This is a genomic window from Bifidobacterium minimum, from assembly GCF_000741645.1.
Classification (GTDB): Bacteria; Actinomycetota; Actinomycetes; order Actinomycetales; family Bifidobacteriaceae; genus Bifidobacterium; species Bifidobacterium minimum.
Genome location: NZ_JGZD01000009.1, coordinates 456,344 through 477,399 on the forward strand (window position 1 = coordinate 456,344; position 21,056 = coordinate 477,399).

Genomic DNA, 21,056 nt, shown 5'->3' on the forward strand with positions numbered 1-21,056 from the left:
AGGGCATGCCCATGATTCCGCTCGATTCCGGTGACGGACAATCGGACAAGGATGTTCGCCGACGCGTGAACGCGGCTCTTGACGGCGCGGGCAGGGCCATCGAGCGAGCCTCCGATGGCACGGGCGTCGCCGAGCGTCTCGCGCTTGCCGTCAAATCCTCGGAGCTGCTCAGCTCCGTGTGGACGTTGCCGCCGGCGCAGCGTGTGATGTTCCACCCCGGTGACCGTCTCGTCGACATCCCCGCGGACGGTACTCCCGGCTTTCCCGCGGGCAAGGCCGAGGGACAGCGGTTCATCGATCTGAGTTCCGGGGAGATATCGCGGTTCATGGGACTGATGTACGCCAATGGCGTCAGGGGATCCCATAGGCGGCTTCTGATCATCCTTCAGGGAATGGACGCGTCGGGCAAGGGCGGGATCGTGCGTCATATCTTCCGTCAGGGCGATCCCATGGGCATCCATTACCATGGTTTTGGCGCCCCCAGCGAGGAGGAGCTCCGTCATGACTTTCTGTGGCGGATCAAACGCGAGCTGCCTCGTGATGGGTGGGTCGCGGTGTTCGACCGCTCGCACTACGAGGACATCATCATGCCGCGCGTGTACGGAACGCAGCCTGAAAGTGTCTGGCGCGAACGGTACGACATCGTCAACGATTTCGAGAGATCCCTGGTGGCGGACGGCTGCTCCGTGATCAAGATATTCCTCACCATCAACCGCGATTTCCAGAAGGGCCGTTTCCTCGACAGGCTGGATGACCCGACGAAACGCTGGAAGTTCGACGTCAGCGACCTGGATGCCCGCGAAAGGTGGGACGATTACATGCAGGCGTGGCAGGAGGTGTTCGAAAGGACGAGCACATCCTTCGCGCCGTGGTACATCGTTCCCGCCAACAAGCGCTGGTACTCGCGTGCCGTGGTGTCGGAGCTGTTGAGAACGACCTTCACCACGATGAATCTGACATGGCCTGCGCTGTCCTGCGACGAGGACGAGGCGCGGGCCAGGCTGTCGCTGTAGCATGCGGCCTTCGCCGAGGATGGGAGAACCGGTGTCGAATCCAGAGGCGTCCACATCACAGGGGCTTGACGCGAGGATACCCCGACGCGGCGAGAGCGAGGGGCCGCTCGACGCCGATGGGATCTACGAACGGTTCTTCGAATGGGTACGGGACACGAAGGGCGTCGATCCCTGGCCGCATCAGGAGGAGGCGATTCTTGACATCCTCGCGGGCGACCACGTCATCCTGGGCACGCCCACGGGGTCCGGGAAGTCGCTTGTCGCCCTGGGCATGCATTTCGCGGCGATGTGCACCGGGCGGCGGTCGTACTATACGGCGCCGATCAAGGCGTTGGTGTCGGAGAAGTTCTTCGATCTGGTGGGGGTCTTCGGACGCGACAACGTCGGGATGATCACGGGCGACACGCATATCAACGTCGATGCGCCGATCATCTGCTGCACCGCGGAGATCCTAGCCAATCAGGCTCTGCGGGAGGGGGAGTCCGCCGACGTCGGCTGCGTGGCCATGGATGAGTTCCATTACTACGGCGACCCGGATCGTGGATGGGCGTGGCAGGTTCCCCTTCTGACATTGCCGCGGACGCAGTTCCTTCTCATGAGCGCCACGCTGGGGAACGTCGACGCCATCGCCGATGCTCTCGAGGACTCCACGGGCGTCGACGTCGACGTCATCGACGATGCGCCGCGCCCCGTTCCTCTCGGCTACGAGTACACGGACAAACCTCTGGCGGCCACCATCGAGCTTGTGGTGGGCAGGGGTCAGACGCCGGTGTACATCGTGCATTTCTCCCAGGATGCCGCGCTGGAGACCGCGCAGGCGCTGTCCGGCAGCGGGGTGTCCAGCAGGGAGCAGCGCGACGCGATCACCGAGGCCATGCGCGCGGTGCGGTTCACCACGGGTTTCGGGAAGACGCTCCAGCGTCTTCTGCGCACGGGGGTGGGCATCCACCATGCCGGAATGCTTCCCCGGTATCGCCGTCTGGTCGAGCAGCTTGCCCAGCGCGGCCTGCTTCCGGTGATCTGCGGCACGGATACCCTGGGGGTGGGCATCAACGTGCCGATCCACACCGTCGTTCTCACGGCTCTGACGAAGTTCGACGGCACCCGCATGCGCAGGCTTCGCTCGCGTGAGTTTCACCAGATCGCAGGGCGGGCGGGGCGGATGGGATTCGACACCGAAGGTCTCGTCATCGCCGAGGCGCCGGAGTATGAGATCGAGAACGCGAGGGCCGTGGCCAAGGCCGGCGACGATCCCAGGAAGCTTCGCCGGATCAAGCGCAAGAAGCCCCAGGAGGGTTTCGTCACGTGGAACAAGGACACGTTGGACAGGCTGGTGTCGGCTCCACCCGAGACCCTGACCCCGCATATGATCGTCACCCATGCTATGGTCCTCAACGAGGTCGCCCAGGGTGGGGATGCCGAGGGGCGTCTCGACGATCTCATCGACAGGGCGTGCCCGACGCCCGATCGCCGGGCGCGTCTGCGTGACCGTGCCCGGGAGATATTCTCGACCCTGGCCGATTCCGGGTTCATCGAACGGCATGACGGCGGGGGAGGCGCTCCGCAGTGGGAGCTCTCGGTGGACGTCCCCGACAACTTCGCCCTTGACCAGCCGCTGTCGCCGTTCCTCGTCGCCGGCCTGGAGCTGCTGGACCCCGAGTCCCCCACCTATGCCTTGGATGTCGTGTCCATGGCCGAGGCCACGCTGGAGGACCCTCGGCCGGTGCTCCGCGCCCAGGAGAGGCAGGCCCGTGACCAGGCGATGGCCTCGATGAAGGCCGAGGGGATCGATTACGACGAGCGGATGGAGCGTCTTCAGGAGATCACCTATCCGCGGCCGCTGACAGACCTGCTCGATCAGGCGTTCGCCATGTACACGGCGGATGTTCCCTGGGCCGCCGACTACGAGCTCAGGCCCAAATCCGTGGTGCGCGACATGGTCGAGACGGCGTCCGACTTCAACGGATATGTATCCCGCTACGGGATCGCGCGATCCGAAGGGACGGTCCTTCGGTATCTCTCCGACGCCTATCGCGCTCTGGCGCGCACCGTTCCCGAGGAGAAGTACGATGACAGGCTGCGGGACATCGTGTCCTGGCTGCGGGTTGTGGTGAGGTCCGTTGATTCGAGTCTTGTGGACGAGTGGGAGGGGGCCGGGTCGGTCTCCGACGGCGCGGGCGTCAAGGCGCCCGATGGACGTCAGGAGGTCGTCCATGATCGGCGTGGCGTGATCGTCCTCGTTCGCAACGCGTTGTTCTCGCGCGTCCAGCTGATGGATCTCGACCGCCCCGACGAGCTCGGGGAACTCGATGGGCCATGGGGATACGGACCCAAGAGGTGGGAGAGGGTTCTGGACGCATACTACGACGAGCATGAGTACGTCAACACCGACGCGAAGGCGCGTGGAGGATCCCTGTTCATCCTTGACGATTCGTCGGAGGCTCGGGATCATCGATGGCGTGTCCGTCAGGTGATCGACGACTCGGACGGCGACCGCGACTGGGCGATCACGGCGAGCGTGGATCTCGATGCCACCCAGGAGCGCGGCGAGGCGGTTTTCGTGGACTATTCCGTCGGCAATGACATCGAACAGACGTTCGACGCGTCCGACTAGACTGGGTGCCATGACCGAGGATCTGTTCTCCGCGAGCGGCGTGGACGATGAGGTGACCAGACCGCTGGCCGTGCGCATGCGTCCCCGCACCCTTGATGAGGTCGTGGGGCAGGATCGTGCTCTGGCGCAGGGATCCCCATTGCGCGGGCTGGCCGACCCGGCGTCGGCCGGATCTCTGACGTCCCCGACGTCCGTTCTGCTGTATGGCCCCCCGGGCGTGGGAAAGACCACGCTGGCGAATATCGTCGCGCGTCAGTCGGGCCGCGTCTTCGAGGAGCTGTCGGCGGTGACGTCGGGGGTCAGGGATGTCCGCTCGGTGCTGCAGCGCGCCCATGAGCGTCTGGTCACCAGCGGGCGTGAGACGGTGCTGTTCATCGACGAGGTCCATCGGTTCTCGAAATCACAGCAGGACGCCCTTCTGCCCAGCGTGGAGAACCGTGACGTCACCTTCATCGGGGCGACGACGGAGAATCCCAGCTTCTCGGTTATCGCGGCGCTTCTGAGCAGGTCGGTGGTCGTGCGGCTGGACTCGCTGGGTGCCGACGATCTGCGTTCGCTTGTCCTGCGGGCGGTCGTCGACGAGCGGGGTCTCGACTCGAAGGTGTCCGTCGACGACGATGCCGTCGATGAGATCGTGCGCATGTCGTCCGGGGATGCGCGGAAGGCGCTGACGATTCTCGAGGCGGCCGCCAATGGGGTGGACCCCGACAAGCCCGTGATCGACGTCGGCGTGGTGGGACGCGTCATGGACGTCGCCACGGTGAGGTACGACCGCGACGGCGACGATCACTACGATGTGGCGTCGGCCTTCATCAAATCCATGAGGGGATCGGACGTGGACGCGTCGCTGCATTATCTGGCGCGCATGCTGCGGGCGGGGGAGGACCCGAGGTTCATCGCCCGAAGGATTATGATCGCCTCCGCGGAGGAGGTCGGCATGGCCGCACCGCAGATTCTTCAGGTCACCGTGGCCGCGGCGCAGGCGGTCGCTCTGGTCGGCATGCCGGAGGCGCGGATCATCCTCTCCGAGGCGGTGATCGCCGTGGCCACGGCGCCCAAGTCCAATGCGAGCTACGAGGCCATCAACAAGGCGCTGGCGGATGTCGACTCCGGTCGCATCGGTCCCGTTCCACGGCATCTGCGCAATGCGCCGACGGCCCTGATGGCGAGTTGGGGAAACCATCAGGGCTATGTCTACGCGCATGACGCGCCCGACGCCGTGGCCGCACAGCAGTATATGCCCGACGATCTGGTGGGGACCGAATACTATCACCCCAACAACCGCGGATACGAACGCGAGGTGGGACCGCGATTGGACGCCATACGGGCCATTCTGGCGTCGGCGCCTCGATCCGGGACGGCGCCTCGATCCGGGACGGTACCGGAGCCGCGGGCCGACGGATCCGCGCAGTCCAGCCGGGATGGGGACGGGACCGACCCGGAATCCGACTAGAAGGCGACTCCCAGAACGATCAGCGCGATCACGTACAGGACGCTGACGATAATCGCCACGACGTCCATGGCCCCGATGGACATCGCCCGCCAATGGGTGCGTTTCCCATCGGCCTCGTAGCAGCGTGCGTCAAGCGCCAGACTGAGGTTGTCGGCATGCCGTAGGGTCCCGGCGAAAACGGGTATCGTGATGGCGACGAGCGCCCGGATGCGCCGGCCCGGGCTTCCGGATCCCACATCCCCGCCGCGCGCGGACTGGGCGTCGATGATCGAACGCGTTTCCTCGCCCAGCGTGGGTAGAAAACGCAATGCGAGACTGAGAACCAGGGCCAGGGCGTCCGTATGGATGCCGAGGCGTTTCCAAGGCGACAGCAGGGATCCCACAGCGTCGGTGATGCGCGTGGGCGTGGTCGTCAGAAGGACAAGGGCCCCGATCACGATCACCAGCGCGAAACGGCATGAGTACAGGACCGCCGTGCGCAATCCCTCATCCGTGACGACAAGCGGTCCCCATGCCAGCAGCGTCGTCCCCGTCCTGATCACAAGCACATTGAGCAGTCCGGTGACCGCAAACAGGACGAGAAAAGCGCGGATCGAACGACCCAGCCGGCGCGCCGGAACACCCGACAGGGTGACGAGCAGAGCGGTCAGCACGGTCGTCAGCGCCAGCTGCATGGGGTTGGTGATGGAGAATGCGGTGAACATCAGGGGCAACGCGCTGAGAAGCTTGACCCGGGAATCCATGCGTTCCAATGGTGCCGGACGGTTATGCGAGGGGTTCCGGCCGCTCCCGCCGGTGGCTCCCTCGTTGCCGGGGAGGGTCACGACGCGGGACGCCTTGCGGATCTGGCTTCTCTCGTGGGTGATGAGGATGACCGCTACGCCGTTTTCCGACATCATGTCCAGAAGATTCTCCACGCGGGCGACGGCGATGCGGTCCAGCCCGGCGGTGGGCTCGTCCAACACCAGGACCCGGGGCCGGGATGCGATGATGCCGGCGATGGCGACCAGACGCTGCTGTCCGCCGGACAACGCGAATGGCGAACGGTCCGCCAGGGATGACACGCCCATCATTGCGAGCGCCTCGTCGACGCGGTCGGCGACCTCAGCCGGGGGAAGGCCCTGATTGCGCGGACCGTACGCCACGTCGTCCCGGACGGTGTCGGCGAACAGCTGGCGTTCCGGATGCTGCATGACGAATCCCACGTCCCGGCGCAGCGAACGGCTTCGTCGTGATCTCTTTCGGGTCATGTCATGACCGGTCACCATCAGCGTTCCCGAGCTCGCAGCGCGGCCGAAGCCGCAGATCAGCCGTGCCAGAGTCGTCTTGCCCGAGCCGTTGGGGCCGGTCACGGCGACGCGCTCGCCGGCGTGGACGTCCAGATCAACATCGTGGAGGACCACCCGGCCGGTGTCCCTGTATCTCAGGCACAGATGGCGGGCGAAGACAAGCGGCTCGTCATCATGCGTCCCGGTGTCTGATGTTCCGGTGTCTGATGTCCTGGTGTCAGGCGTTCCGGCGCCGTGCCCCGCGTCTTTCGCCTGGACGTCTTTTGCCTGGGTCCCGCCGCATGAACGCCCGCCGCATGAACAGGAATGAATGCGCGTCTTCGGAGCGCATCCAACGTCGCCGGCTTCTCCGGCTTCTCCAACGTCTCCAACGTCTCCAACGTCACTGGTGTCGCCGGCGGCGTTCCGGTCGTCCTCGCCGGGTGGCGAATCGGACACGATGCGGCCGTGCTCCATGCGTATGACGCGATCGGCATGGCGGGTCTCATCGTGATGGTGGGTGACGTGGATGATGGTCGTCCCGCGCTTCTGGAGGGAATCGAGGATGCGGAGGACCGATCGGCGTGAATCGACGTCAAGCATGGCCGTGGGCTCGTCGAACACGATCATGTCGGGGCCCATCGACAGGGTTCCCGCGATGGCCACGCGCTGCTGCTGGCCTCCGCTCATGCGGGTGGGATCCGACGCCTCATGCCCGGACAGCCCCACTGCGGCAAGTGCGGAGTCTACCCTCGTTCCCATGACGGAACGAGGCATGGCCAGATTCTCCGGGCCGAAGGCCACGTCATCGGCGACGACCGTCGTGACGATCTGATCCTCCGGATTCTGGAAAACCGCGCCAATGGAGCGGCGCGCCCGCCGATAGCGTTCAGGATGGACGCCGTCATGATCACGGACCGTCAGCCCCAGAAGCGTGACCACGCCTTCGTCGGGGGCCGCCAGCCCGGACATGATCCGGGCCAGCGTGGACTTCCCCGACCCGTTGGGCCCCACCAGACAGATCCTCTGTCCACGGGTGATGGACAGATCGACGCCATCGACGGCCCAGGTCCGTCCCGCATCATAGCTGAGACGGACTCGGGCGAGGGTCAGTGCGTTCTCAGCGTTGGACAAGATTCGACACCGGTTTGTATATCAGGAACGTCACCACGCTATGCAGGGCGAATTTGAGGACATTGAAGGGAAGAAGTACCGGAACGATCATCGCGGCGACCGCGGCGACGCTCATCTTGGCATAGATGGGAGTGATCAGCAGATTGCCGAGGATGGCCACGGCGAGCGCGGCGACGGATCCGACGACAAGCGCCAGAGCCGCGCCCTTGCGCGTGTGCATCCGGCGGTAGATAAGTGATGCCGGGACGCTCAGGGCCAGAGCCACGGCGACCGCCATCACCGTACCCCACGGATTGGTGAGGAGATGGGGTGCGAATCCCAGAACGCTTACGATGGCCGCCGCCGAAGGGCCGAAGATGAATCCGGCGATGAGGCAGACGATGCCGGAGGGGTCGTATTTGAGCCATGGTGCCGCGGGCATGAGGGGGAACTCGACGAAGGCTGAGTGCCATGGCCAAGGCGACGAAAAGCGCGTATACGGCGATGAGACGCGTGGACCAGCGTCCCGAATCCGAAACGCCCGTCCCGTGGGGGGATTCGGTCCCGTCCGTTGAGTGGCTGCTGGAATGCGTCGTGTTGGAGGCATGATTGAATGTGCTCATGGAAGAGCCTCGTTTCTTTCATCCGGACTGTAACCGTTGGCTCCGGACTTCGACCGGGATCAACCGTCCTTCGACGGGTCGCGGGCTTCGCAGGGAATCGACATCATCGAATATGCGCCACCGCCAGTAAGGATTTTCACCTTCCCTGAAACTTGCAGGATCATCTATACACCCAACGGCGATGGCCCGCAAGGCCGTTCCCAGAAGGCGCCCGATGCCGGAGAGTTCGGTGGTGCGGCGGCGGGACTCGGCGGCGGATGGGCTCATTCCCGTCTGTCCCAGCCGGTGCGACAATGGACGTATGAGCTCTGATACCGATATGGCCAACCCACGCGAATCGGCCACCAAGGATGCCCCTATCGAACGGCTGGCGATGGTGGTCGTCACCTATAAGCGGCAGGAGCTTCTGTCCACGTTGCTGGACTCGATCGAGCGGCTGACGGTTCCCGTATGGAGGATCGTCATCGTCGACAACGAGAACAGCCCCGAGACGGAACGCATGGTAGATGCGTTCCGGGAGCGGGTGGCGCAGCTGTGGGGTGACGCCGATGCCGATGCCAGTGGAGCGCACGGCCGTGTCGTGTACGCCCCGCAGTCCGAGAACCGAGGCGGCGCGGGGGGATTCTCGGCGGGCGTCGGTCTGGCCTACGGTCTTGGCGCCGAATGGTTCTGGGTTATGGACGACGACGTGGCCGTCCTGCCCGACGCCATCGAGAGACTGGCTCCATGGACCCGATCCCACGACGTCATCCAGGGAAGCCGGTACGACTATGACGGAGGGCCGTTCTACTGGCAGTATGACTTCCTCGTTCCCCTGGGAATCCCCAATCCCATAGCCCCGTCGGCCTTCGGCCCCGCCGGATACCGCGTGATGGACACGCTGTGCTTCGAAGGGGGGCTGTTCCGCCGACGCGTCGTCTCACGGATCGGACTGCCCGATCCCCGGTTCTTCATCTATTGGGATGACACGGTCTATGGCTATCTGGCCAGCAAGGTCGCCACGCCCATCATCATCCCCGACATGATCCTCCGGCGCACCCGTGAGATCGGCAACTGGGACATCGCGGGCGTCCGTCAGCTCAATTCCACGTCGGATATGAACAGGTACCACATCATGCGCAATCGTGGCTACATGGCCCGATACTTCATGGTTCACGGTGATTTCCGGCCGTTCCTGTTCGCCGTCGGCACCGTAGCCACCTTCGCCAAGGAGCTCATCCGTCTGGTGGCCGTCGACCGTTCTCACGTATGGACGGGGATCGGACGTCTTCTCGCCGGATGGCGGGACTCGCGATCGATTCTGCGCGACGGTTCCTGGAGTCCGATGCCTCCCCTTGGCGATTGACCCGTGCCACGGTCCGTGACGGCGGGATGACGCGCGCGCCATCCGCGTTACAATGTCACGGTACCGTCTGACGGCATGGGTACGACACGCAAACATCTCGGGGAAAGGTCGATGATGATTGAGACAGCACAGGCGTTCGGCGTCGATATTGGGGGTTCCGGGATCAAGGCCGCTCCGGTCGATCTCGGCAAGGGGGAGTTCGCGCAGCCGCGTCTGAAGATCGCCACTCCGGAGGAGTCGACGCCCGAGGCCGTGGCGCAGATCGTCCGGCAGCAGCTTGAGCATTTCGAGGTTCCGGCCGAGACTCCCGTGGGAATCGCTTTCCCGGCTCCCATCAAGCCCGGGAAACCGTTGAATTTCATGGCCAATCTGGATAAATCGTGGATCGGCGTCGACGTGACGGCGGTTTTCTCGGAGGCGTGCGGAAGACCGGTGACGGTGGTGAACGACGCGGACGCCGCGGGAATAGCGGAGCAGCAGTTCGGCGCGGCGAAGGGGCAGAAGGGGCTGGTCGTCGCCACGACGCAGGGGACGGGCATCGGGACGGCGCTGATCTACAACGGAGTGCTCATTCCGAACACCGAGCTCGGCCATATCGAGCTTCCCGACGGCAAGGGGGACGCCGAGAAGTACGCGGCCTCCTCGGTGCGCGACAGGGAGGGCATGAGCTACAAGAAGTGGGCCAAGCGCCTGACGAAGTACTACGGTCTTCTGGAGAAGTATCTCAATCCCGATCTTTTCGTCGTTGGCGGCGGAGTCAGCCGGGTCAGCGAGAAGTTCCTTCCGTATGTGGACATCGCGACGCCGATAGTCGCGGCCACTCTGCATAACGACGCCGGCATCATCGGAGCCGCCTACTACGCCACGACGAAGGCGCACTGAATTCCATGGACTCGTCGGTCTCCCGCCCCATCACCTTCTCCTCGCGGATGGGACGGGACACCCCCAACGCCATCGCGCGCGCCGAGAGGCGGGCGCGCGCGGGGGGACGTGTTCTTCGCAGTCTGAACGATTCCAATCCGACGCGGCATGGTCTGGCCCCCGATGTTCTTCCGGGCGTCTATGAGGCCGATCCCCGTGGTCCCCGGCCCGCCAGGGAGGCCGTGGCGTCCCTGCTGTCCCGACGTCAGGGCGGGCACCGCGTCGATGCGGATCATGTGTACCTCATGGATTCCACGTCCCAGGCGTATGCATGGCTGTTCATGCTGCTGTGCGATCGGAACGACGCCATTCTGGCTCCCCGTCCGGGCTATCCCCTCATCGAATCCCTTGCCACCCTCACGGGAGTGCGGGTCGAGCCCTATCACCTTCGATACGACGGCTCGTGGACCGTGGACATCGGGGACGTCGAGAGACGGCTAAGCGGACCCGAGGGCCATCGCATACGCGCGATCGTCATGATCAATCCCAACAATCCCACCGGATCGTTCATCCATGAGCCCGAACGCGACGCCGTGGTCGCGCTGTGCCGTCGCCATGGCGTGGCGCTGATCGCGGATGAGGTGTTCTATCCCTATCCTCTTGAGCCGCTTCCGGGCCGATGCCGTCTGGCGGGATGCGGGGAGGTGCTGACCTTCGCGCTTGATGGACTGTCCAAGAGTCTGGCGGCGCCGCATGCCAAGGTCGGATGGATCGAGGTGTCCGGTCCGCGCGGGGATGTGGACGACGCCATGCGGCTGCTGGATCGCATCGCCGATGACTTCCTTCCGATGGGATCGTGCGTGGCGGGCAGGGTTCCGCAATTGGTGGAGTCGATTCCCGAGCAGGTCGGGAGGGTCTCCCTCAGAACAAAAGCGAATCTTGAGGCGTTGAAGCGGACGCTTGCTGAGACTCCGGGCTGTCTTCTGTCGCTGCTCAGGCCCGAGGGAGGATGGAACGTCCTGCTGAGGATGCCCGCGACTGTCGATGAGGACGACGTCGTGCTCACTCTTATCCGCGACCATGGCCTGACGGGGCAGCCGGGATACTTCTTTGACATGCCGGGGAACGGCTATCTGGCCCTGTCGCTGCTGCCGGAGCCGGACGTCTTCCTCGACGGGGTCAGGGCGGTGACTGGCGTCGTCAACGACCTGACGTCATAGGCGACCTGACGTCATAGGGTCATGGGTCTGACGACAACCGACTCGGAATCATGCAATCCGGAATCATGCAATCCGGAATCATGACCCGTCCCCTGTGCACGGCCGTTCAGCGTGCGCGGCCGTTCAGCGCCGCGTCGATCAGGGCGTCGTACCGACGCACTCCTTCGGACAGGGGGCATTGGGCGGCCAGAGCGCCGCGGTCAAGCACCAGCGCCTCGAACGTGGGATGGCCGTCGGCCATAAGGGTGGCGAACGTCATGTCATGGGTCGAGAGGACGATCTGCGCCCCGCAGCGCAGCAGGACATCCGCGACCTCCCTCACCTGCGGCCCCTCCAGGCCCCGGGTCGGTTCGTCGGCCACGATGAGCCACGGATCGTGTGCCAGCGCCGTCGCGAGTGACAGCAGATGCGAGTGCAGGGAGTCCAGGGACGATACGGCCGCCGCTCCGTGGCCGCTCAGATGGCAGACGGCCAGCAGGTCGGCCGTTCTCGCGAGCGTGTTCGAGCCTTTGCCGTGACCGTCGCGGACGGACGCCGATACCGTGTCCGCCACGGTCGGATCACGACGGGCAGGGATCGTGATGGTCCTCGTCGATGAGACGATGGAGTCCGGAACGCGCCTGTTCCGTTTTCCCGAGGTCGACCATGAATGCGATCCATCGGCCGTGGTGACGGTGAGCGTTCCCCGTGTGGGGGAGAGTTCACCCGCGATAAGCCGCAGAAGCGTGGTCTTCCCCGATCCGTTCAGACCCACGACGACGGTGACCGGGGAGGATATGTCGCAGGAGGGCATCGTCAGGGCATGGGTGCCGTCGGGATAGGAGTAGTCGACGTCGCGTAGGCCGATGGTCAGCGCCTGACGGGAGCGTGGGACGTCTCCGCGCCGGAGGAAGGGAAACCGAGGAACACGCATGGCTCCATAGTATGCGGTCCCTCTGGATCCATGGCCGCGACGGGTCATGGTCACGACGGGTCATGTCCATGACGGTTCACATCCGGGTCGGGATCACATCCGGGCCGCGGACGGGTCACAGCCACGGCAGGAACCATGACTGCACCGTGTGGAACAGCATGGGATCCGAACGTATCAGCGCGTTGTCGCGTCCGATCACCAGCATCGAGGACACCGCCGCCAGAATGGTCCAGAAGAGCACCATGAGCAGTACCGTCCGCATCGTGATGGTCAGGATCCGTCGTGTGATCGACCGCCCCGTCTTGTCCGGCGCCGGCAGGCTGGATGGTGGCGGCGCCGGAAGCAGCCATGCGAGCACGCATACGGCCGGGATGGAGAGGATCCATCCGAAGTCGGACATGTACCGCCATCCCAGACCGCCCTTGATCGTGTCGAGCGTCATCATCATCAGGCCCAGCGCCGTGCATGACGCGAGAACGGGCCACATTCCCGTCCCTCGCCATCGGCGGCGCATCAGGGGAGCGGCCAGGGACAGCGCGACGAGCGGACAGGACACGAACAGGCCCATCGTCAATGGTTCGGTATAGCTCCAGTGCGTCAGAGGGGTGGGGGATGTGGCCAGCCAGGGGAACGAGTCGATCGTATGGAAGGGAAGCGCGAGGTAGTAGCCCATCATGGGAAGGATGTTCGCCGCAGGAGTGCTGTAAGCGGTCATGTCCACGACGGTGATCTGATAGTCCACTCCGAAGTCGAAGAGGGAACCGAATCGTATCCGGTTGTACCAGAGCAGGGGTGCTACAACAATCGCCGCGGGAAGGATGCTCACGCCGGCCGCGGTCAGCAGTCCGCGAACGGCGTGCCCGGCATGAGGCCGTATGGTCGTGGCGATGATCTGGGACAACTGGCGATGGAAGATGGGAATCGCCAGCAGTGACAGCATGATGAACGAGGGTCGACTCCCCAGATTGGCGGCCATAAGCAGGGATCCGGCCGCGATCCGAGGAATGCTGACACCTGGTGCGGTGCCCCAGCGCGCCACCCATCGGCCCGTTCCGTCGGTTTCCGCCGTCAGCCACAGGATGAGGCCAGCCGCGCTCAGAGCGAGGGAGAATACCACGGGAACGGAATAGAAGTCGCGCTGGTACGCCAGATAGGCCGCGCCGGCCCCGAGAACGCTGACGGTGACGGCCATGGAGGCGATGGCCAGCGAGACGTGCGGCCGTATGCGGCGGATGAGAAGGAGAACGAGGGCGCTGTCGAGGATGACGAAAACCGTGAGAAGGAGGGCCACCGCACATGATGGTGGCATCGTCGCCCCGCCGGACACCCACAGACGGGAGACGAGATGGTAGGGGAGGAAGAGGGCCACGGCCGGAAGGACTCCGAAATAGGAATACCACCGGCCGTCATGGAAGGCATAGTCCCAGTAGATCGGCGTCACCCCTTCCCTCAGCAGGCGCTCGCGCTCTATCGGGTCATAGGGGTTCGCGCTCGAGGCGAGCTCCTGCGGAACGGGAAGATCGAGCCATGTGTGGCCCTGCGACAGGGCTTCGGCGACATGGCCGTACTGGTTGAAGTCATAGGTGTAGTTCCCCGGCGCGTGGAACGAGAGAGATCCCGGCGAGATCAGCTGGGGGATGACGTACGCGGCGCATCCCACGCCAAGCGCCATCCACGACCCCACGAGAACCGCCCGCTGACGGCGGCGGCTCAGATCGAGCTCGATCGTCCACCACGACGATCCCGGCCTCCACGCGATGAGCAGCAGCCCCAGCGCGGTCATGGCCAGAACACGCGTGACGCTTATCTGGAAGGGAACGTGGACGTTCGCTCTCAGCGCCGATACCGGCAGCAGCGTCCCCTTGGGTTCCTGCACCCAGAGGCGGATGGTCGCGGTCGCCGTGGTGCGCAGATAGAGGGAGCGGGGAACGTCCACGTCGATCGACCGTGTCCGGCCGGCGTGTCCGTCGGAGTCGAGACGGACATGAACGGTGGACGGCACCGGACGCATCCGGCGTTCCGAGACGGACCGTCCGGTCGCCGACGTTGATGAGACGGGGTCGATCCGGGCATAGGATGACGAGCCGTCGGCGGAGACGTCCATCCATGCGGTAGTCGGGTCGGTCACCTGAAGCAGTCCCGAATCCAGCCGCGACAACCCCGGCCCCAGCGTGTTCGCGGCGGAGGTGCTGTCCGTGCTCGCCGACAGGGTGCTCCAGAAGGGGAGGTTGAACACGCCGATCTCCAGAACCAGTATGGACGCCGCCACAAGGGCGACGGCCATCATGGTTCCGCGCCGTCGGATCCGGCTGTTGGGGGAGGTCATCACACCGTTATTCTATAAGCGTTATGTCTCAGAGCCTTGGAAGGATGATTGCCATGCCGAGATTGACCAGGTTCGCCGATGCGTTCGTTGATTCCGTGCGTCATATCGGCCGGTCGCTCAGGCTGCTGCTGACGCCGCCCGATGGCCTCGTGGACGCCTCCGGTGATGACCCGGATCCGTCGGCGTCCGATCGACCCTCATCGGATCGGGGGCCGGAGGAGTCCGGGACGGCGGAAGGTCCCGCCCGGTGGGCGAAGCCGCTGCCGTTGTGGGTGAAACGCCGCGTATACGAGGGGATGCGCCTGCGCCCGCAGGGGTTGGCCCTGGGATGGGTGCAGATTCCGCGTCCGGCGTCGCGTGGATTCTCGATCGGCGTGTTCCCGGAACGGGGACGCTTCGCCCAGATCGCTTTCGCCGACGGGCATGGCCGGGTCTTTCTGGGGTCCGATCCGGAGATGGACACGTGGGGCCGAGAGCCCGATTTCCTTTTCACGAAGGAGTCCGACATCCCGAACGGCGGTCATGGCGTGACGCCGGATGCCCGGCGCCTCCGTGGCGCGTCGCGGCCGGTGCCGGACGTTCAGGGCAGCATGGTCGGGCGTGATTCGACGGGGGAAACGATGTGGCTGGCGTCATGGACCCGTGTCGGAGGGCTCTACTCGCTGGAGCAGCTGCGCGAAACGCTTCCCGAAGAACTCCGCGTCTCGCTGCGCTTCCGCGACGCGGTGACGCTGGGGTTCATCGCGTCGTACTTCCTTCCCCGATCCGAGGGCGCGCTATGGGGCTTTGGTTCGGGGAACATCTTCAGAAGACTCAACCGGGAGGCGCCCATAGGAGCCATCCGCGGAAGCGTCGCCGACGCCCGCATGGCCCGGTCGCGCGGTCTGAGGGTGTCCGGATTGGAGGAGTACTTCGTCGACCTCATGGATCAGGCGGGGGCGTTGGAGCCCATTCCCGCGCTGGAGGCCGTTCATGGGGCCGAGCCGCTTCACCTGTTCGCGTCAAGCTATTCGGGAAGCTACATCCTCGGGTGGAACTCTTCCCTTCCCTTCCCCGCGATACTGCGGTCGTTGCGGATCGAGGGCAACCTCAACCGCTTCGCGGCGGTGAGCTCCTGTCTGGAGCGTGGCATGAGGCAGGGCACGGGGTTGTCCGAGGACACGGTGACGCATGAGCAGGCGGCGCAGATGGACGCCGCGCTTCTCGCGGATCCTGCGCTGATGGCGCTGCGCACGCAGGATGACGCCGTCGTCGATCCCCTCCATGACGATGGCGTGGCGGCGGTCGTGCGGTTGATGGACATCGCGGCGCGGACCGCGCGGACGATGGCCGAGGAGAATCCCTCGCCGTATGCGGGCGCGGGCCGGAGACCACGGCCATCGGAGTGGGTGTACCGCCAGACGATGTCCAGGCTGCTGAGGAGTCTGCGTCTTCCCTACCGGTTCGACGTCGAGTTCCGTGCCAATATCGATGAGGGCAACGTCGCGCTGGGCTTCACCACGGCGGGCGTCTCGATGATGCCGACCCGCCGATACGACGAGTCGTCCGGTCGCTGGATCCATTTCGACGAGGACCAAAGGTCGGCCATGAGCGCGGACTACAACCTCCGCATCGGGCTGATCATGGCGGCGATCGGATTCGGGGCCGACGCGGGTGTGTCCACGGTGTCCCTGCACATCGACTCCCTGGGACTGGAGGAGGCCGTCGCCGAGCAGGACTGCGCCATCGAACGCCTGATGAGCCAGGCGCTGAACGCCTTCGAAAGCATCCGCACGACGGACAACGGATTCCGTGGGTCCAAGGCGGATCCCAAGGACGGCGACCTCCATGGGGATTCCGTGGTGTCCGCCCAGGTGGGGGAGGCCATTCGCCATTCCGATCATGATGATGGACACGATCACGATCATGATGATGGACACGATCACGATCACGATCACGATCACGGACATGACCATGACCATGACCATGAATCCATGGACCATCGTTTCGAGGAGCTCGTCCGGGACGCGCAGATCGACGAGGTCGCCTTCAGCGTTCCCACGGACAACGGCGTCGGCGAGGACGACGGACAGGGGGAGTCCGGTGATGCCTCCGCCGATGGCCCGCAGCCATCCACGGCGGATGACGGGGAGGACGACGATTCCGGCGTCACGACGGATCCGCTGGCCGCCTTGCGGAGCAACCCCACCGTGCGCAACGTCGTCACCGTGACCTTCACCCGTGATCGTTTCGTGCGGATGCTCGGCGCCTACGGCCTGACCGATCCACGGAGACTGTACCGCTGCTTCGAGGCGTCGATGGACGTCGATGAGCACGGGGGGCTTCGTCCCGTCGACGCGGGATTCGACCTGCGTGACGCGCGCTTCGCTCCCACGGGTTCGCAGGAGGAGCCGGAGTTCTCCGAAATGAGACCGTCGGATGTCGCGAGGACGGTTCTGGGCATCGATGACGTCACCGGTCTCTCCATCCAACGTGTTGATCTGCTGCAGCGGGCGGTGGCGGAATTCCATCGCCTCGCCGCGCGCAACGAGGTCGACAGCGTCACCCGCGCCCAGAAGGCCATACGCGTGATCGACGCGGTGGGTGATCCCGAGCTGCGTGATATCTCGTCGCAGATCGGCGGGGCGATCATCGACGGGCAGGACACTCCCGACCCCGTGTTCGAGATATCCACCGCGCTGGATGCGGATCGGGTCAAGGCTCGCGACCTTCTTTTCTCGGGGCAGGCCGGCGAGGCCGTCGACCATCTGGAGAAGGCCGTTGCACGGGTGGATTCGATCTTCGCGTCCGCTCCGGGGGTGCCCCGGTACTTCAACTCCTATGCCGAGCGCGTCGTCTACAACAGGCTGTTCGCCACGCCGGAAGAGAAAACGGTTCTGGTCCCCGACAATCTCTTCTACGCCCATATCGAACTCGCGGACGTCCTGGCCCAGATGGGAGGCTCCCAGGCGGCACTCGCGCATCTCAACGCGCTGGTGGCCTATGCGCCGGCCTATGCCCTGACGCACATGAAGCTGGCGATCCAGCTGGCGCGTGATGAGGATTGGGATTCGGCGCGCGCCGCCTGCCTCAACGCCCTGCGCGTGTCGCTTGATCGTGACGACGCCGCTTTCGCCTACTATCGCTTCGCCTACGCGGCATGGATGCGTGACGAGTTCGATCTCGCGGCCGCCTCCTATATCGTGAGCGCCTCCATCGCGCCCGGGCACATCGCGGCCCTTGATGGTGAGCTCCACGAGCTTGCCGTTCGCATGAAGTCACAGCATATGGGAGTCCCCGCCGACGTCGACTCGGCCCGGGCGATCCTCAGGGACAACGGCATCCCCCTGTGGCCTCACACGGAGGTGTCCCAGATCGTCAGGGACGCGGCGCGCGTGTGCGTGGACGAGGGACTGTTCGTTCCGGCCCGCACCCTCTCGCTTGCGGCCGCGCGCATGACGGACGCCGACGTGGAGGGGCTCGACCTCGTCCAGATGCAGTTCCTCCGTTCCCTTAACGCGTGAGGGATGAGAGCCGCGATGACGGACAGCGAAGGACGAGGACGACAACGAAGAACGAGGGACGACGAAGAACGCGTGACGGCGAAGGACGAAGGAGGAGAGGCTCGATTGGTGATGGCGAAGGAGGGGACATGGCAATGACAAGGGGGATGGCACCGGCTGCGGATGATGCCCCGGACGCAGTACGCCTCGACGGGGCGCGGCTGTTTTCCGCCGAGGATATCGCCTCGCTGACGGATTCCGACGCCGACGCGATGGCTCTGGACGAACTTGACGTGGCCGCGCTGTCGACTGAGATCGCCCAGCGTCTGTGGACGAAGGTGGCGGCGTGGGTGGAGTCCGATCAGGTTGCCTACTATGACCGGGACTCGCCGGTGTCGTCGGACGCCGCCTATGACGCCCGCATGAGATGCCTCCAGCGTCTTGAACGCGCATTTCCCGTGCTGGACTCGGACCAGTCGCCCACACGACGGGTGGGTGGTCGTGCCTCCACGGATTTCGCCTCGGTAACGCATCCGTCGCGCATGCTGAGCCTCGATGACGTCTTCTCGATCGGCGAGCTGCGGGATTGGTACGATGGCGTGATCCGAGATCTGGAGTGGAACGCGGACGAACCCCTGCCCATGACCTGTGAGGTGAAAATCGATGGGCTGGCTCTGAACCTGCTGTATCGTGACGGCGTTCTCGAGCAGGGTCTGACCCGTGGCGATGGCGTCACCGGCGAGGACATCACACCCAACGTGCGCACCATAGCCACCATCCCGAAGACGCTGTCGGGCCCCCCTGACGGCGTTCCCGAATTCGTCGAGATCCGCGGCGAGGTGTTCATGCGATGGGATGATTTCCGCGCCCTGAACGATTCGAACGAGGACGCGGGGCGGGCCCCCTTCGCGAATCCTCGCAATGCCGCGGCGGGATCCCTCCGTCAGAAGGACCCCCGCATCACCGCAACGCGAAGGCTCAGCTTCTATGCCCATGGGATCGGACGGCTGACATGGCGCCGCTCCCTTTCGGAATCCGCGCATGACCCGATCAAGGACCAGTCGCAGGCCTACGACCTGTACACGACATGGGGGATACCCGTCTCCCCGCACAACAGGCGGGTCACCTCGTTCGATCAGATCGTGGCGATGATCGACTATTACGGCGAGCACCGCGGCGACATCGAGCACGCCCTGGATGGCATCGTCGTCAAGGTGGACGATCTGGCCCTTCAGCGTAGGCTGGGCACCACGTCACGCGCGCCACGATGGGCGATCGCCTATAAGTATCCGCCGGAGGAGGTCAACACCGAGCTTCTCGACATCCGCGTCCAGGTGGGCCGTACGGGCCGGATAACTCCCGTGGCGATCCTCAGGCCCGTGTATGTGGCGGGATCGACCGTCTCCCGCACGACGCTTCACAACGGATACGAGGTCAGGCGCAAGAACGTGCTTATCGGCGACGTCGTCGTGGTCCGCAAGGCGGGCGACGTCATCCCCGAGCTCGTCGGTCCCGTCCTTGCGCAGCGCCGGGGCCGGGAGGATTCCCTGCGCGAGTTCGTGATGCCTGCACGGTGTCCGTCGTGCGGGACGCCCCTGGCGCCGGCCAAGGAGGGGGACAAGGACATCCGCTGTCCGAACGTCGAATCCTGCCCCGCGCAGCTTACGGAACGCGTGATCAGCCTTGCGGCCCGGAAGGCCTTCGACATCGAGCATCTGGGCGAGCAGAGCGCGATAGCGCTGACCAATCCCGAGCTTGACCGGCCCGATTCCGTTGCATCCTATGCCCCGGATCTTCATGAGATCGTCGTCGCGCCCGGAGAGGAGCCGGAACCGTACCGGCCCGCGGAGGGACTGGAGCTTCCCGCCCCGCAGCGTCCCGTCCTTGACGGCGAGGCGGGCATCTTCACGCTGAATGCCGAGGCGCTGCGTGACGTCCGCGTCTGGAGGGAGATTCCCATCATCGAGGTCGACCATCGTCTCGGTGACGACGGCCGGCGGCACAAGAAGACGCGTCGGCGGGGTGGATCCGGTCTGTGGCGGCAGGTCCCGGCGTTCTGGACGACTCCCGCCAAAGCCGCCAAAGCCCCCAAGGATGCCGGAGACGCCGGAAACACCGGAAACATCGGAGAGGACGGGGACGCCCGATTCGTGATCCCCGAGGATGCCGTGGTCGTCGGCCATATCCGGCACGTCCGTAGGGATGGGACGGTTATCGACCAGCCATTGATCATCAGACCCGCGGAGAACACCAAGGCCATGCTCGACGAGATAGACAAGGCTCGTCACGCCGATCTGTGGAGGGTTCTCGTGGCGTTGTCGATCCGCCATCTGGGTCCGCCGACCGCGCGTCTCGTGGCCTCGAGGTTCACCGCCATCGAGGATCTCGAATCCGCCACCGTCGATGAGCTGTCGCAGATCGATGGCGTCGGTCCCGAGATCGCCCGATCCATCGTGGAATGGTTCGAGGCCGCCCGCGATCCGGATGACTGGCGTGGACGGATTCTGAGGGCCTGGACGGCGGCGGGTGTGGGATCCGTCGTCGACAGGCCGGACGTCGCCCAGACGCTGGCGGGATTGACCATCGTCGTGACGGGTTCGCTGGAGGGATTCAGCAGGGATTCCGCCAAGGAGGCCATCGTCGACCATGGGGGAAAGGCCTCGGGGTCGGTTAGCTCGCGTACGGACTACGTCGTCGTCGGGGCGAACCCCGGCTCGAAGGCCACCAAGGCCGAGGAACTTGGCGTTCGGACGATCGACGAGGGACAGTTCCGCGCGCTGCTCGAGACGGGATCCATCGACCGTTGAGATTTTGTCGTCATGGAT

At 65.0% G+C, this 21,056-nt stretch carries 11 protein-coding genes, 1 pseudogene and 1 riboswitch; of the genes and pseudogenes, 8 read left to right on the forward strand and 4 right to left on the reverse strand.

Annotated elements, in window-relative coordinates; genetic code table 11:
- Positions 1 to 5: 5 nt before the first annotated feature.
- The 3 genes from BMIN_RS05675 to BMIN_RS05685 are packed head-to-tail and all read left to right on the forward strand — an operon-like array spanning position 6 to position 5,080.
- Complete coding sequence (locus BMIN_RS05675) at positions 6 to 1,013, forward strand: PPK2 family polyphosphate kinase (protein ID WP_022860517.1); 1,008 nt, start codon at positions 6 to 8, stop codon at positions 1,011 to 1,013.
- A 19-nt stretch (positions 1,014 to 1,032) separates the two neighbouring features.
- A complete protein-coding gene (locus tag BMIN_RS05680) occupies positions 1,033 to 3,627 on the forward strand; it encodes a DEAD/DEAH box helicase (RefSeq protein ID WP_026647292.1) in 2,595 nt (864 codons plus the stop codon).
- Positions 3,628 to 3,637: 10 nt separating this feature from the next.
- Complete coding sequence (locus BMIN_RS05685) at positions 3,638 to 5,080, forward strand: replication-associated recombination protein A (protein WP_022860519.1); 1,443 nt, start codon at positions 3,638 to 3,640, stop codon at positions 5,078 to 5,080.
- Here BMIN_RS05685 and BMIN_RS05690 read toward each other — a convergent pair.
- Both BMIN_RS05690 and BMIN_RS05695 read right to left on the reverse strand, forming a co-directional pair.
- Positions 5,077 to 7,482, reverse strand: a complete 2,406-nt coding sequence (locus BMIN_RS05690; protein ID WP_022860520.1) for an energy-coupling factor transporter ATPase — start codon at positions 7,480 to 7,482, stop codon at positions 5,077 to 5,079. The two genes, BMIN_RS05685 and BMIN_RS05690, sit on opposite strands and share 4 nt — an antisense overlap.
- Positions 7,469 to 8,084, reverse strand: a pseudogene (locus tag BMIN_RS05695) (ECF transporter S component). The gene BMIN_RS05690 and the pseudogene BMIN_RS05695 overlap by 14 nt, the downstream one beginning before the upstream one ends.
- A 6-nt stretch (positions 8,085 to 8,090) precedes the next feature.
- Positions 8,091 to 8,241: riboswitch (FMN riboswitch) on the reverse strand.
- 162 nt (positions 8,242 to 8,403) lie between these two features.
- Between BMIN_RS05695 and BMIN_RS05700 the strand changes: the two are divergent.
- From BMIN_RS05700 to BMIN_RS05710, 3 genes are all read left to right on the forward strand, one after another.
- Positions 8,404 to 9,429, forward strand: a complete 1,026-nt coding sequence (locus BMIN_RS05700) for a glycosyltransferase (RefSeq protein WP_152595196.1) — start codon at positions 8,404 to 8,406, stop codon at positions 9,427 to 9,429.
- 114 nt (positions 9,430 to 9,543) lie between these two features.
- Positions 9,544 to 10,311: a polyphosphate--glucose phosphotransferase gene (gene ppgK / locus BMIN_RS05705; RefSeq protein ID WP_022860523.1), complete on the forward strand. Its 768-nt coding sequence runs from the start codon at positions 9,544 to 9,546 to the stop codon at positions 10,309 to 10,311.
- 5 nt (positions 10,312 to 10,316) lie between these two features.
- Complete coding sequence (locus BMIN_RS05710; RefSeq protein ID WP_022860524.1) at positions 10,317 to 11,510, forward strand: pyridoxal phosphate-dependent aminotransferase; 1,194 nt, start codon at positions 10,317 to 10,319, stop codon at positions 11,508 to 11,510.
- A 106-nt stretch (positions 11,511 to 11,616) separates the two neighbouring features.
- Here the strand turns inward: BMIN_RS05710 and BMIN_RS05715 are convergent, their stop codons facing one another.
- Positions 11,617 to 12,423 (reverse strand): ATP-binding cassette domain-containing protein, encoded by an 807-nt coding sequence (locus BMIN_RS05715; protein WP_162138745.1) that lies wholly within the window; start codon positions 12,421 to 12,423, stop codon positions 11,617 to 11,619.
- A 115-nt stretch (positions 12,424 to 12,538) separates the two neighbouring features.
- Complete coding sequence (locus tag BMIN_RS05720; RefSeq protein ID WP_026647296.1) at positions 12,539 to 14,749, reverse strand: hypothetical protein; 2,211 nt, start codon at positions 14,747 to 14,749, stop codon at positions 12,539 to 12,541.
- 53 nt (positions 14,750 to 14,802) lie between these two features.
- Here BMIN_RS05720 and BMIN_RS05725 point away from each other — a divergent pair, with 53 nt between their 5' ends.
- Positions 14,803 to 18,252 (forward strand): tetratricopeptide repeat protein, encoded by a 3,450-nt coding sequence (locus tag BMIN_RS05725; RefSeq protein WP_022860526.1) that lies wholly within the window; start codon positions 14,803 to 14,805, stop codon positions 18,250 to 18,252.
- A 128-nt stretch (positions 18,253 to 18,380) separates the two neighbouring features.
- Positions 18,381 to 21,038, forward strand: coding sequence for an NAD-dependent DNA ligase LigA (gene ligA / locus BMIN_RS05730; protein ID WP_026647298.1), 2,658 nt, complete (start codon positions 18,381 to 18,383; stop codon positions 21,036 to 21,038).
- Positions 21,039 to 21,056 lie beyond the last annotated feature (18 nt).